This window comes from Luteibacter anthropi (genome assembly GCF_011759365.1).
Classification (GTDB): domain Bacteria; phylum Pseudomonadota; class Gammaproteobacteria; order Xanthomonadales; family Rhodanobacteraceae; genus Luteibacter; species Luteibacter anthropi.
Genome location: NZ_JAARLZ010000005.1, coordinates 223,621 through 237,571 on the forward strand (window position 1 = coordinate 223,621; position 13,951 = coordinate 237,571).

Annotated in this window: 15 protein-coding genes; 8 read left to right on the forward strand and 7 right to left on the reverse strand. The window is 59.1% G+C overall.

The features are described from left to right. Positions 1–201: 201 nt before the first annotated feature. From HBF25_RS10945 to HBF25_RS10955, 3 genes are all read left to right on the forward strand, one after another. Positions 202–1,011 carry a hypothetical protein gene (locus HBF25_RS10945; protein ID WP_166948300.1) on the forward strand — a complete coding sequence of 270 codons (810 nt, stop codon included), beginning with the start codon at positions 202–204 and terminating at the stop codon, positions 1,009–1,011. A gap of 446 nt (positions 1,012–1,457) precedes the next feature. After that, entirely contained in the window at positions 1,458–1,877 is a 420-nt protein-coding gene (locus HBF25_RS10950; protein ID WP_166948302.1) for a hypothetical protein, read from the forward strand. Between the two features lie 121 nt (positions 1,878–1,998). Further along, positions 1,999–2,283: a hypothetical protein gene (locus tag HBF25_RS10955; RefSeq protein ID WP_208392531.1), complete on the forward strand. Its 285-nt coding sequence runs from the start codon at positions 1,999–2,001 to the stop codon at positions 2,281–2,283. Between the two features lie 93 nt (positions 2,284–2,376). On the opposite strand, the gene HBF25_RS22170 is transcribed toward HBF25_RS10955, so the two are convergent. Further along, positions 2,377–2,772 carry an ImmA/IrrE family metallo-endopeptidase gene (locus HBF25_RS22170; protein WP_243853179.1) on the reverse strand — a complete coding sequence of 132 codons (396 nt, stop codon included), beginning with the start codon at positions 2,770–2,772 and terminating at the stop codon, positions 2,377–2,379. Between HBF25_RS22170 and HBF25_RS22175 the strand changes: the two genes are divergently transcribed. From HBF25_RS22175 to HBF25_RS10975, 3 genes are all read left to right on the forward strand, one after another. Beyond that, positions 2,740–3,168: a hypothetical protein gene (locus tag HBF25_RS22175; protein WP_243853180.1), complete on the forward strand. Its 429-nt coding sequence runs from the start codon at positions 2,740–2,742 to the stop codon at positions 3,166–3,168. The genes HBF25_RS22170 and HBF25_RS22175 overlap by 33 nt on opposite strands. A gap of 947 nt (positions 3,169–4,115) precedes the next feature. Then, entirely contained in the window at positions 4,116–4,355 is a 240-nt protein-coding gene (locus HBF25_RS10970; RefSeq protein ID WP_166948308.1) for a hypothetical protein, read from the forward strand. Positions 4,356–4,424: 69 nt separating this feature from the next. Continuing rightward, the gene (locus tag HBF25_RS10975) at positions 4,425–5,453 is read left to right on the forward strand and encodes a hypothetical protein (protein WP_166948310.1); all 1,029 of its coding nucleotides are present in this window, start codon (positions 4,425–4,427) and stop codon (positions 5,451–5,453) included. An 81-nt stretch (positions 5,454–5,534) separates the two neighbouring features. Here the strand turns inward: HBF25_RS10975 and HBF25_RS10980 are convergent, their stop codons facing one another. After that, the gene (locus tag HBF25_RS10980) at positions 5,535–6,842 is read right to left on the reverse strand and encodes a hypothetical protein (protein WP_166948318.1); all 1,308 of its coding nucleotides are present in this window, start codon (positions 6,840–6,842) and stop codon (positions 5,535–5,537) included. A gap of 774 nt (positions 6,843–7,616) precedes the next feature. On the opposite strand from HBF25_RS10980, the gene HBF25_RS10985 reads away from it, so the two are divergent. Continuing rightward, positions 7,617–8,216: a hypothetical protein gene (locus HBF25_RS10985; RefSeq protein WP_166948320.1), complete on the forward strand. Its 600-nt coding sequence runs from the start codon at positions 7,617–7,619 to the stop codon at positions 8,214–8,216. A gap of 351 nt (positions 8,217–8,567) precedes the next feature. On the opposite strand, the gene HBF25_RS10990 is transcribed toward HBF25_RS10985, so the two are convergent. From HBF25_RS10990 to HBF25_RS11005, 4 genes are all read right to left on the reverse strand, one after another. Beyond that, positions 8,568–9,191, reverse strand: coding sequence for a DNA N-6-adenine-methyltransferase (locus HBF25_RS10990; protein WP_166948321.1), 624 nt, complete (start codon positions 9,189–9,191; stop codon positions 8,568–8,570). Positions 9,192–9,262: 71 nt separating this feature from the next. Beyond that, positions 9,263–9,757 carry a hypothetical protein gene (locus tag HBF25_RS10995; RefSeq protein ID WP_166948323.1) on the reverse strand — a complete coding sequence of 165 codons (495 nt, stop codon included), beginning with the start codon at positions 9,755–9,757 and terminating at the stop codon, positions 9,263–9,265. Next, positions 9,754–10,245 (reverse strand): hypothetical protein, encoded by a 492-nt coding sequence (locus HBF25_RS11000; protein ID WP_166948324.1) that lies wholly within the window; start codon positions 10,243–10,245, stop codon positions 9,754–9,756. Before HBF25_RS11000 ends, HBF25_RS10995 begins: the two co-directional genes overlap by 4 nt. Before the next feature lie 303 nt (positions 10,246–10,548). Then, the gene (locus tag HBF25_RS11005) at positions 10,549–11,841 is read right to left on the reverse strand and encodes a PDDEXK-like family protein (protein WP_166948326.1); all 1,293 of its coding nucleotides are present in this window, start codon (positions 11,839–11,841) and stop codon (positions 10,549–10,551) included. Between the two features lie 404 nt (positions 11,842–12,245). Here HBF25_RS11005 and HBF25_RS11010 point away from each other — a divergent pair, with 404 nt between their 5' ends. Further along, complete coding sequence (locus HBF25_RS11010; protein WP_166948327.1) at positions 12,246–13,406, forward strand: restriction endonuclease; 1,161 nt, start codon at positions 12,246–12,248, stop codon at positions 13,404–13,406. 320 nt (positions 13,407–13,726) lie between these two features. On the opposite strand, the gene HBF25_RS22405 is transcribed toward HBF25_RS11010, so the two are convergent. Then, a complete protein-coding gene (locus HBF25_RS22405; RefSeq protein ID WP_279588196.1) occupies positions 13,727–13,861 on the reverse strand; it encodes a hypothetical protein in 135 nt (44 codons plus the stop codon). Positions 13,862–13,951 lie beyond the last annotated feature (90 nt).

A 13,951-nucleotide genomic window follows, 5' to 3' on the forward strand; every position in this document is an offset into this window, starting at 1 on the left:
GCAGACGGCAGCTGCGAGTGGGGAAGTGAGCCCAAAGCCAGACGTGCCTGACGCCCAAACCACATTCACCTGGACGGCCAAGACGGATATGCATCCACCGCCTTTTACTGTCGAGCCGGCAATATGGACGGCCTCCAATCTGTCCGCCACAATACGGCCCCTTGCTGCCCGGCGGCGCAAGAGCAAGGACGAGAAAGAGCCATGACAAGTGTGGTGGTGTGGAAGAACCAGGAGACGAACCAGGTCTGGTCGGCGGCGGACTCGCGCTACAGTCGCGATCGCCCTCTGACGGAACAAGCCGGCAAGCTCCTTCCCCTACGCGTTTCAGCGCATCGCCCCATCAAAGATGGCGACAAGGTGCACTGGGACGGTGTGCTTGAACTGAAGCTGGGTTTTGCGTACGCGGGCGCAATCGTCCCCGCATTGGTGACGCACACGATGCTGACGAGGTTGCTTGCGGCGGTCGGCTCGCCACATCTCCGCCTTCCCTCGTTACAGAGGGTGGCCGACCTTGCAGCAGATGTCGCAACATCTGTCATCTATGACGTGGCGCAAGGCTATGGGCGGCGCTACGACCTTGCCGTCTTCGAATGCGCCCTCTTTGGCTCGGATATCGGGGATGCGCGAAGTCTTCCGGATTATGGCACCGATGTCGGCGCGTTCCATTGTTATCCGCATGACCGCCACGACAGCTGGCCATTGGTGAGTCCAAGGCGCGTCGAGCTCGATCAAGGGGAATTCCTTGTGATGGGGACTTCCCCCCTGGAGGTCGCGGACGTCGTGCTGGCGCGGGACCCATCGAGGGCATTTGCTGACTTCGAGCCGGCAGACGCCATCGGGGAGCTCATCAGGACGGGACGTTTTGAGGACGTGGGTGGCTATGTCCAACTGTTCAATCCCATCGAAGGGGCGTCGATTCGGCAAGGCCAGAGCGGACGGCCCAACGTCTTCGGCTACGACATCACACGGGCCGAAGAGATTCTCGGGCTCGAGCTGGCGCTGCTTCGCTAGTCATCCCTGGGCAGTCAGGTGACGCTGCCTACGACCGATTGTCCAACGCCCAGCGGTTCACAGCGAGCCTCGCGGAGCCATGCTCGGATTCCCGGCCTGCGTCCATGCCCAATCCTTTTGCCATTGTTCCCCTCCCCCGCTTCGAGAGCTTCTGCGTCACGGACACACCGGTTCGAACCGACGAAGCCATCCTCGCCTAACTCGAGGCCATCGGCTTTTCCTTTGGAGGCACTCAACGCGCGCAAGAATGGAGCCCGCTCCCGTCTACGATGGCGTCAATGGCAGGGCGTGGATGCCATCGGGAAGGACGTCGTTGGCACCTTCGGGTCACTGTCAGGGGTGTGGAACCACTGGGCCTATGTGGCCACAGGAGCCTTGAGCATGGCGTTTAACACCCGCTCTGTTTGCCGACGCTATGAGCGGAGCAGCTTACCCAGCGAAACTGGATGCGGGCACATCTTGACGACTGGCATTGGGATTTTCGCATGCGGTGCCCTGTCGCCCAGACCCATCAGGGACTGGGTCTCACCTGGGTTGAGGATATGGCCGCGCTCAAGCCTGTCCGCGCGTTCCGGTCACGGACCGAAGACGCGCACACCGAGAGCCTGCGGGAAGCGCTTGGCGACCTGTACGCGGAGGCAACCTATGGCGTGCGCTCCGGGGTGACACGGACCGAAGATGATGACGTTCCGGCTCTGCGGCTGTACGCCTGCGAGCTTGCCATCGAGCTGCTCACACACTTCCCAGCCGACACGAACGCAGCGGCCCGCATGTGGCTCGAGGCAGCACCTGCAGACCCACTTCCCGAGATCAGGCACCTTGAGCTTCCGGAGGCATCAGCCCTCAGGAGCGCCGACGGCGTGTGAGTCCCACACCCCGGCGTCGCAAACCTGGACGGTGGTTTGAATCGCAAAAGTGGGGGTAGTTGTACTTAGACCATCCGGTGTAGGTGTGTTCCTACAGACACGGCTGGAAGTGTTCGGCAGGATGCATCGAAGCAGCCCCCACACCAAAGCCATCGGAGGAACCACGGGAAGGAACGAGAAGACCAGCAAGCCCGTCGCAACGAAGGCATCAAACGTGCTCAGCAATCCCGCCTCGAGCAAAGCCGCCAAGACGGTTGCCGCCAGCGCCCTTGCCCAGGCGGGAACCTCAAAGACAACGTCGGCAAAGGTCGCTACCGTCGCGGCCAAGGCGGTCGACGACGGGCGGAGCAACCAGACCACCAAGACGCTGGCCGGCAGCGTACTGACCCAGAAGAAAGGGAAGTAAGAGCTCCAGCCGTGCCGCATGCATGGTCACGAGGGAAATGGTCATCCGTGACCACGCATGAAATTTCCCGACGCCTGCATCCGCACTGCCGCCTTACAGCAGCCCGAGTTCTTCCAGGCGAATGGCCATCGTGGTCAATGAGACCCCGAAAATGGATGCCAGGGACGGAAAGTGGCGCGTGTCGTACTGCTCGAGCCCGGCGAGGTGCCGCGAAAGCGAGCGTTCCGTCGGAAAACGCTCCTCGGCGATGTCGAGGTTTTTCATGCGAAGTGCAAATGCCGTTTCGTCGTTGAGAACGAACGGTGCGGTGCCAAAGGGGTCCTCGAACCTTTCACGGACCAGACGCTCGGGCATCAGGAAGTGGATGGCAGAAAAATCTGCTTCCACCTCTGCAGGACTCGTCGATGAGCCCGAGCGGTCGCGATGGATGCCGCCGCCTTCCGGGTGGAGCACGGCATGCCCCAGTTCATGGGCCAACGTGAATGCCATCGACGGGCCGGGAAATTGGCGGGACAGGCGAACCACCCGATTGGAGCGGTCGATAAGCCCGGCGACCTCTTGCCTGCCCTTCCGAGCCTCCTGGTATCCGAGAGCCTCATCAAAGACGCGAGTGGCACTGCGGGTGAGTTGTTTGAGAACCGCGCCTACAAAGGCATGATCCGAAAGTATGGCGAGGCTGCCACACGGGCCATCGTGGAGGACGAACTTGTCCAAGCGGGCGCGACGTGGGAGACGCTGCAGATCTACTCTCGCTTCAAGAAGAAGGTCCAGAACGATGAAATCAGCTTCATCCGTGCACAGAGGGCCGCGAAGGCCATGGCCCGTGATGTGTTGAAAGACGAGGGATTTGATAGCGGCGAAAGTCGCCTGACCCCGGCTACTTGACATCCAGGCGTCGTGTTTGCGTCAGCGCCAGGGATGGCGCACTCGCCGCAAGCAATGGCCGCATCCTGAACTCAATCTGGCAGGCTCTGAGCTCAACCGTCGCGAATATGCCGCCTGCCGCCGACGAGTCACAGGCGGGAAGCCCCCGACAATGGGTGTTGGATTACATACAGGTCCGATGCTTTTTCTGAAGCCCAAGCCGTCGAATCGACCGATACACGGAAGACGTGCAATCGGCTGCGCATTAATTTCGCCCCCATTCAAACCCCGGGGTTGTTCCTGAGATACGGCATTGTCGAACTGACCGAGGCAAATCTTGCCTACAACCACATCCACCTGAGTTCGATCTAAGGGATGTTCCCGGAGTCGGTCAAGGGCAGTGGTTCCTGGGCCGAGGTAGCACCGGAACGTATGGAGATCCACCATGGCACCGGTGAACTAACCCTTACCGATACTGACGGTGAGAAGAAGTTTTTCCGCGCCCGCGACTGGTAGGAAGACTTCTTCAAGGCCCATGGCCTGAAAGCGGGTGACCGGGTCGTGGTTGAATACACAGGCGGGCTTCGTTATCACATCTATCCGCTGCGGCCCTCTGATCGGGACCGTCCACCAACGACGAAGTCCGGCGATTCTACGCCCCCGTTGCAGAGGTCGTCACGTCGCCCGCATTCAAGGGATGGCATCAAACCGGCCCTCAATCGGACACATCTGTCACGGCGTAAATCAACAATGAGGCAATCGACCATATTTGCGATGAATCATGTGCTCGAAGCAAGTGCATATGGGCGCCGGAAACGTGCATCGGGGAGACGCTTCCCCCCTCAGGCTTTCGGACGGCCCTGGTGAGGGGCCGCCGCCCAGAGGCGCAAACGCCGCAGACGGTCATCCGCCGGGAAATTCCATTCCACGCGTATTGCTGCATCACTCAATCACAGGACCACCCGAGAATGCCTCTCCAGACCAAGTCATTCATCCACAACAAAAATACCTATGATGTCGTCGCAAATTCCGATGGCCAGCAATTCATCGTGCATGTTGAGCGCGGCGGCAAACAGGTTACTGGGAACTACACGGTGAGCCACATCAACGAAATCGACCGCCGCATGCAAAATGGTGACTCACTCCTCGAACACCTGATGGAAGTGGCCGAGGAAGACGTCAAGCGAGGCTACTGGCCCGAGGCCTGAGCCGCTCCGTTCCGGCTGGGTTGTCAGCGCACCCAGCTGGACGTACCCCGGAATGAACGAAGCCCCCACGTGCATGGCATCGATCGAGATATCCTCGTCGGCAACGCCCAGCTCCTGAGCCAAATGACTACACCCACCTTTGCCGATACCGACTGGGACTGGTTTTTCAGCTCCCTTGCCCAATCCGCTGCCGCCATCGTCGCCATCTTCGCCGGCTTCATCATCAACAAGGTGCTTGCCAACCAGACGGCGCACGAGTCAAGCGTGCAGGAGATGACCCAACTCCAGACCGAGGCGCAGCGGCTTGGCGACGAAGCTGGCGCGCGCAGGTTCGAATGGTATTCGAGGCGGTACAACGAAGACGCGCTTGAGGAGGCGGGTGCGCACCTGAAAAACACCGAAGAGACAGACGACGACCAGCTCACGGTCGACGGACTCCTTGCCGATTTTCCGATGTCACCCTTCGTGGCGCCCGAAGCCAACCGCACAGTGATGGACGCCCTCCTTCAGGCACATCTTGACGCGCGACAAAAGGCGCGTGAACGACGCAACCGTCCCATGTCGCCGGCTACTGCCGCCGTGCTGAAGAGAACCGGCATGCCGTTCGGCGTCGATGCGTTTGTCGAGAAGTCGGTACGGACCCTGCCCCGCATCCCCAACATGGAGCTGCTGAGGATGATGCGCACCGAACGCGAGCGCATCGATGAGGTGCGCCGTAAGGTCGACCATCACATCCGGCTGATTGGAAACTGCCTCGCCTCCAGCGGACAGTCAGCAAACAACCGGCGCGCCATGCGATTCTGGCTTGCCCTGGTCGTCGTTCTCTTCCTCGCCGGGGTCATTTACCCATTGTCCTTCCTGCCCTCCCCGGCCGCTCCACAATTGTCGGCGCGGCCGACCGACATCCTTGGTGCACTCGTCTCCGTCCGGGGTGTGCTGCTTTCCCTTGTCTCTGCAGCCTTCCTTGCAGTGGTCGGGGTCTTTGCCCGCATCAATGAGCGGACAGTGATGCCCGCCACGCTGGTGGACGAACTGACGCGCTACATGAACGTTCGGGCATACGCGGAGGAATTCGGCTTTGCAGACCCCGGCGATTGACTGATGCGAGGGAGACAGAATCGTCTCAAGCAGCGGTTGCACAACCGAAGGTGCCGTCCTTCATCAAAATCCAAGCCGAATTCAAGGATCCTGTAGCGCCTTCACCAATCTCGAGAGAATGGTGTCGTGGGGTGATTCATCATGAAGAACCGGTCCGATCGAGAGCATCTCTGCCTGCGTCCGCTTTTTGCGCTCGGCGTAGTCCTCCCCGATATATCCCATGGTCTCGACGACGACTTTCCGATCGGCGTATGCAACGATGAAGTCGGGGCGAATACCAGGACCATAGTGGTCGAGGTAGGGCTTTTCGATCTCAACCTTGTCTCCGCTTTCGGAGCGCAACTTATGCTGAAGGATGAGGAGCTGACCCAACGTTTTGCGCTCCAGATCCGAGTCGACCAGAAGCAACCCTTTCGAATCTGCCGCTGGATGCAGGTATGCCTGAGAGATCACAGCGGCGCCGCCAGCTCTTGGCACGGTGACCAGCATGATTGCGACGTAGGGGCCCACCGTCTCCGCGCCTGGCCGACGGACGCGTCCGTGGACCTCAAGCTCCTGTCCATGCGTGGGGGCCAGAAACAGCCGACCGCTTCTTTCCCGCACTTTGCCGACGTGATCAATGATGAGTCCATGCGCGCGGAGTCCTCGTGGCCATGCTTTCACGGAGCGCTCTTCAGCCAACAGGCGAGCGAGGTCATTAAACTCGCTCAGCGAGGTCCTCACCCATCCAGCGGCGGGGAATAATTCGGCATCATCCATGAAACGGCGACTGATGACGTCCCGGAGCGTCGAGAGCTGGTCAGCCAGACTGAACTTTCTGACGTGTACCTTCTGCAGACCGCCAGCCTCCAGAAGAGTAAAGAGAACGCGGGCCATCGTCGGAATTCGTTTGCCGCGCGGATTCGAATCTGCCAGATGGGCGCCTCCACCTGTCGCTGTGGCCTGTCGCGAGTGCGTCGCGGTCAACACACTGAGTCCCCGGACCATCGCTCGGGGACCCCGGTCTGTGGCGACAGCAGCCCCGGCTTCGTTGCCTGCCGACCCAGCGAACGGACACTCTTCGTGGTGCGCACCACGCTTAGGCATGCGGACCAGCGCAAACTTGTCTTCGGCGTCCGTATCCGGCGCGGCATGGCTGACGCGCGGGTGAAGGATTGGCGCATTGGCCAACGGTGCCCCTGTGCAACGACACGCAATCCACCAATCAGCATCCGACCAATCCATCAGCAAATCACCAACAAGCTCGATGTCTTCGTCGTCTTGCACGCGGTCAAGCAAGACCGCTCGGATTGCCCGGCACCTTTCGGGCGATATATCGCCCTGCGACTGGGGCTGCGATCCGACTTCAAACTTGGCGACAAGGGTCAGGGTAAGTTCGATGGGTTCCATGGTGGAAAGCGTCGTTTGTCGCACTCGTCGCCGTCAATCCCCTCATATTCGGCAAGCTCTTTCAGTAGGCACCAACGCTTCCTCAATAACAGCTGCAAGATGGGAGCGCTCAGCGCCATCAATCAGGCTCGCCAGTGCGCGAAAATATCGACTCGTTCGCCTGGGGTCGAAATCGGCCAGAGCGACGCTCTCCCGTAGTGACACTTGCTCCCCCGCTTCACCCGATGCCTCATATCGATGTCGCCAGGGCCAATCCGCCAGCCCTGCCTCGTCATACCAGCGACCCTCCGGGCGGTAAGCGCCATTGCTCGAGACCCATGCCCGCAACGCCAATCGACCCGCCTCATCGAGAGAGAGAAACCGACGGGCCACTTCCGCCGCCCTGCCATGTTGAGCAACGAGGTAGCGACTCATCGCGAACCAGTCGGCGCACAGCGCAGCCAGGCTCGGCGCACCTATCCGACCATTGACTGCGTAAGGCACCAACGACTCATCCACCAAATAAAAACGGTCCGCGCAACTGCCCTCATCAAACTGCGAGAGGCGATGCAATCGCAAACCAGCCGATGCAAAGCAGCGGACCATTTCAATGACGCACGGGTCCATGGGATCCAAGCCGGCGACTCGGGGACACGGCTCAAGGGCGTCCGGAAATTGGAGGGAATCGAATCTCATCCTGGTCTCGCTCGGGACCCCCAACCTAACGGAAAGCATCGCTTCGTCAAGGGTGTACGTCGCATCATGCTCCTAGCATTGAGGGAGGCTAAGGCCCCGATGGCCGCCGACATCCGCGAGCCATGGCGCCTTTTCCGCGCATTCAGGGAGGCGGAGTACGACGTGTCCAATATACTTATGACCTGCCGGCACATCGCCCTGGACAAGACTGCCGGCCGGAGCACGGACAGCCAGCAGAAGGTCATTTCAAGGCTCCACGGTGCACTCGCACCGTTGATGCCAGGGACGTCGGCCAATGAATTCGCGGCATTCCCGATATTCGAGACGCCCGATGACGATGACGCTTTGCCCATCGAACGCCCGAACGGGATCCATGTCGAGGTTAATGGTCAATCCGTTATCATCTCCGTCGACACGGTTGCAATGGCCAAGGGAGAGACCCATCTGGCAACCCTCTATCTCGAATGCTTTGGCCACCCTTCAAGACGCTTTGACGTTGCCGAAGCGCTCCGCCGTCTCACCGGACGCCCCGCCGAAAGAAAGCCACCCGGTAGCCTTCCGAACTTGCTGCGGCACGTCTATGTTGGCGCATCCCGCCCATCCCGCTTCCTTTGTCTGTCCATCAACAGCTCGCGTCTAGTTGCGGGTGATCTAGACGCGCTGACGGCATCCGGCTGGCGCGTGCTCGACGTCGCCTGAGCGCTTCGCCAGTACCTACCAAACAACATCCATCGGTAAAATCGCCACCCTCGCGGTGACTCCCTCTCCATTGGAACCTATCGGCCATAACGAATCCACCCAGCTTTCGCTGCGGAGAATGCGACGTTGTCGCCCGAAGGTGACGATGACAGTTACGGACATCGCTCCACAGTTCGCAATGTTAGATTCACTCACTCATGACTAGCGAATGCGAAATTTTGTAAAAGAGTTTTGTCCTCTCTACTCTGAGAACCTAGTAAGTCTATGCACTCATCAGGAACGATAACAGGCGAGACTCACCTCGACAGATTCTGGGCCCTCACATGGGGCTACCTCTAAAGGGATCGCAATTCAGCGATTGAGAACCAGAAGATGCCCTTCAAGCGAACCCGAATGAATAGCCTTATCGAGAATGCGCATGGCTTTCTCGCCATAGGCGATAAGAGCGGAGGGTGCGCCAGCAGTGCCGACTTGCTCGCCATCTTTGTTGGCGAACTTCAATCGCCCCTTGAAAAAGAAAACGGCCGAGGTGTTTGCATGACCGAAAACCAAGTCATGAAAGGCTACCGTGTCGGTACGCGCGAAGATAAGCAGCAGACCGTTGCCGTGGTTTGCAAGCTTTTCCATCCAGGCCGCACATTCCCGCCCATAGGGCGGATTGACCCAGTAGAAATCGGACGTACGCCAAGTGCGGTTAAAACCATCCTGGGCTTTATTGAAATGGCGGCGCGCAGTCTTCCAGAGACGCACCGGCGGGGCGCAGGGGTCGACGTCGGCGTTGTGCGGCAAGTCGAGGGCATCGACAAGCCAGCGCGGCGTCAGCCACGTCTCTTCCCCGACCGTGCGGTCGAAGGCAAAGCCCGAGGAGTTGCGCGCGACGAGCGCAGGCCGCGCAGGAGGCGATGCCCGCCGCCGATGCCCCGAGGTCGGGGTGGCGAGGGGGTGACGGACCCTGGGATTGTTCGAGGCAGACATTTCGGAGCTCCTGTTGGGGGAGCTCCGAACACTTGTGGGGATAAGAACGGTTGCGCCGTTTGATCCCCGCCTTAGAGGGGCTTGAAGATCCTAGGTCGCGCCGCTGTGGGGAGGCCTTTCTCCAATACATACCGCTCGGTCAGGGACTCTCCCGCCTCCGCAACCACCGCCATAGCCTCCAGTGCTGCGCCGACCATTCCTGCCCAGGGTTTCCGGGCCTCGACGCTCGTCCAAGGCCGGCTTACCGCTTCAAATGCCGACATCCGCTCGATGCGGGCCCCCAGTTTCACGAGCGCCCGCCGCATCAGCTCTGGATCGATGGATCCGACTACTGGTGAGCCGACGATAGCCGTGGTGTTGCCGTCCTCGTCAACCTCGACGACCCATGAAATCTTCTTTGACAAAATCGCCAGCACATCGATTTGATCTGCGTTACCGGGCTCCCCATCCTTGGTAGGCTTAGCGAGTATCGATGCGAGCTCTGCACCGGTTACCCAGTCCCAGCGCACCTCGAACTCGAAAGACTTGGGCTCGCTGACGGGAAGCGGCTTGTCGTCCCTACTCATGCCCCCTCCCTGGCGTCCGACGTCGTTCCGCGCCGCGCAAGCCCTCGCTCGATGAGATCAACCCGCCAAGGGACAGTCTTTGCAGCGTAGTCCCCCTTCTCATCACAGTTTTGCCCGTCGTTCACTGGCTTTTCGCTCGCGCGGAGCTTGTCGGTTAGATGCTTTTGCGAACGACCATGGTAAAAGGCCGCCGTAGCGATCGCGACCCAGTCGTCAGGCCGCATGGCCGAGTATTGCGCCATCAGGTCAGCGTGCGACAAAACGCGGTTTCCCATCATGCGCTGATCGACGACCGATGCCCCCTTGGGACTTGTGCCCGAGGTCTTCTTGAAGTCCTTTTCCCGCTCCCGGATGAAGGTCGTCGCAAAGGCCCTCGCGAGGTTCCGCGCATGCGGGTCGTCCGCCATTTTCCGCAATCCTTTACCCTTCGCCCGGTAGATGTCGTAGATAACGGATGGAAAAACATCAATGACCGATTCGGTTGCCATGACGGCACCTCCCTATGTTCTCGCAATGGCAAGAGCTTGCGCTGCACTGATCTCGAAAGCAGCTGGGCCGATGCATGAGCGGAGAATACCAATACAGCCCGTGTCCAGACAGAATTTGGATTGCAAATCTTGGCAGAACGCCCCTCACAGCGCCTACATCCATCTATGGCCTAAAAGAATTGCGCATCTCGGCGAAGGGTCGCTCCGCATACAGGACAGACCAGATCATGCACCCGAAACCGCCGTCACCCTGTGGTCGACCGCACCCTGCCGCCCCTCGGTTTAGGGTTGCCACCCCTGCTGTCACAATCCCTGACTTCGGATTGCCGACAGAATTTTCCCCTCCCATTCGGCGACCAGGCCTCGGAGGGACGGCAGCGTAACGTTCTCACCGACTCTCACACGGCGCCAGCTCGAATCGCGCCGTTGGGCAAACTCATGATGGAGCCCAATCAGCGCAGTACGGAGTGCCTCGGCAACTTCCGGCGTGCTCGCCTTGCGGCCGCGCCAGACAATCAAGACGTTGAAACGATCCTGTTTTTCTCCAACGGCGCGGGCCTCGATGTAAACCGGCCATTCATGCCCATTTCCGAGGCCCTTGGCCTCCCGGGGACATATATTGACGTTTCTTGCCTCGGACTCAATATATTCCTCTTTGATACCCAGCGCGTCGATGAGATCAAGGCGTACAGCGGCCATCCCGTTGGTATTCCTCAGGGTCTGGATAACGCTCTTGTTCTGAAGCCCGAAGGCGATCAGGTCGCGATCAATGGTGGCGTTCCGAAGCCATGTCATCTCTGTACGCCCTACACCCAAGTCAGCAATCTCGCTGACTGCCCCCGGATAGTCTCGGTGCAGCTCTGCCGCCAGACGCTCTATCTCCTTCGTTCGCGGCAGCTCGAACTGCCAGAGTGCCTGACAGTAGGCGGAGACCAGCCGCGCCGATGCGTTACCGCGATCGAGATGGCTCTGTGCCCTAGAGGCCGAAGTCTCAAGCCACTCGTACCCGAGGTGTACCCAGTTATTTTCCGCCTCACGCTCACCGTCGAAATCAGGGTCAAAATCGGTGTCGAGTGCAATAAATGCCCTCTCGTAATCCCTCAAATGCGGGTTAGCCGCAAGTAGGCTCTTGATTTCTGTCGCATAGCTATCAAGCTGCTTGCGCTGGTGCTTCGTCCCAGCCTTGTTCTCGATGACTAGGACGAATTTGTTCTGCGGGTCGACGACGAACAAGTCAAAACGGCCGTTGCCTGCGCCGAACTCTTTGACGGTAAACGCTGAGGCAAAGCTAGCCACGCGCAGCGCAGAGGGAGGCCGGGCCCTAAAAAAAGAAGCCGTTGCCGAATTTTTACGCAACGCATTGGTTCCCTGGCAGGCGACGGAGGCCGCCACCAGCAAGTCCCGAAGGATTTCATCGCCCTGACCGTGCCCCTCCTTCGGATCTAGCATCCATGCCAACATCGCCGAGTGCTGCATTTCCGTAAGACGGATGACATCGAAGATACTGTCACCCGTCCGATGCAGTTCGCATAGTCTGACCAAACGCTCGTCGGCCATGAGTTCTTCGATTTCCAGTGACATCACCTTTTCATCCATTGAATGTTCCTTGTGAGACTTCAGACAGTAACTGACAGTAGGGACAGTTCGTCCCATTCCGACAAGCATAATAGGTGCGCGCCTGATAGCATATCGGCTGCCGCCCAACAAAGCTCGACCGCGCGTGCGCTGCCGATAACACATCGGCTCAGCCCCGGTACCGCGCCTTCATCGAACCAACCAAATTGTGACCTGCGTTAACAGTTGACATTACTCCCTTCCAAGGGCACGTCGCCATCGGACTCCCACAAAGCAGGCCTGGCCAGATAACTGGATAAAATTGCTTGTCTGTACTGGCAGAATGGTTCTATCCAAGGCCACGGTCAGGCGCCATGTCATACCATCCAATCCAACTAGCTAGCCCGCACCCTTCTGCTGCCTCGTCGTGGAACGATCAACGGGTCGTGGCTGAAATTGATGAGCTCAAACGGCGCGTGCAGACATGGGCCGAAGAGCGCGGGCTTTGGCACGACTGTGGGTTCAAGACGTTTGAAAGCCACGTAGGTGCTGAACCCGGCGATCCGCCGGAGTGCCTCGTCCTTTGGTACGAAGGCACTCTGGGCGGCGCAATCGACGGGGATTACGACGGAATTGACGAGTCCCAATTTCACGACATTTTCGACAGCATGGGCTTTCTGTTTGAACGTAGGGACAACGTCAGTGGAGTGGCCTACCTAGAAACTGAAGACACCGAACGTGCCGAAGCATATCGGCAATATTTCCACTGGAAATGGGTCTGCAGCCTCATCAAAGATGACTGTGCCGATGTACACGCGGAACTATACGAGCATTTCCACAAACGCCCCGACGACCTCGAGCGGCTTCACTGGCGTGAGCTCGAGGTTCTACTCTTCCGCGTATTCCAGAACCAAGGGTTTCGCGCGGTGCTCGGCCCGGGAACCGGTGACGGTGGAGCAGACGTGCGATTGTGGAAGGGTCCACTCGGCGATGTCCACACCCTTGTCCAGGCCAAGCGCTACAGGCGGGACAACAAGATTTCGCTAGAGCCTGTCGCCGCCCTTCGCGGCGTCATGGCTAACGAGCGTGCCACACACGGGATCTTCGTCACGACGTCAAGCTACCTCCCAAGTGCAAAGGATTTTGCACTTGCCTCACAGGGTGCATTGACCCTTGCAACATCGACCGACGTGTCGGAGTGGTGCAGAGCAGCCAGCGAGGTTGTTGTCACCGACAAAGCTTCTCTTATTTCACGAGACTCAGTAGAAAAGTTGCTTCTGGAACTCCGTTATCGGCCGGATGCTCGCATTGTGCACGCAACATACGGATACAACATGACTATCAACGCCTTCGCCATGGTCGTCAAGGAAACAAAATACGCAGCCCTTCTCATGACTCTACCCTCTCTCACGGTTTCCCACGATGGCTACGGACAGATGGGCTACGTCATTCCCGACATGAGCGAGGCAGCGCTCGCATTTCACACTGCACCGCACATAACACGGGCCAAGACCGACAGGGATGCCTCACGGGTAGGCTATTGGGACGGAAACAGATATTACACGCCATGGGACGGGAATCCAGCTCACTTCAATTACTGCGACTAAGTTAAGCCGTGCGAATATCACGAAGCCGTGACTTGCTCGCCGTGACAACGTACGTCAGCTGCCCCAGCCTTTCTACCGCACCGCACCGCACCGTGCATGACATGCCGGCCATAAGTATTTGGACGCCGTCAACACAAAGCGAAACGATTGCGTTCGAACTGGCGGTCGCGTAACGCCCGGGCAGAGAGCATGGACAATGCATCACATGGTAACCATAACTCGTCAGTAGCTCGCGTCATCGCCAAATGTACCGCGCGGCGGACCCGCTCATCGGCTCGGCGCCGGTCGAGAGACCCATCAAGGGCCGCGAAGCAGCACGGTCAGAGAGTCACTTGACCGAACTCGAGACCCTTGTAGTGTTCGAGCAAGCCAAGTACCAGCCCATTGAGGAGCATCATCCCCTTGCCATTTTCGAGCTTAAGCCACTGAACAAGTCCCTTAAGGTTCGCCTTCATGCATCACTCCAGGTGCATATAATGGACACATTCGGCGTTATCTCAGCCATGCTTTTCTAGTGCTACCGAATCTTCGTGGCGCACCCGGAA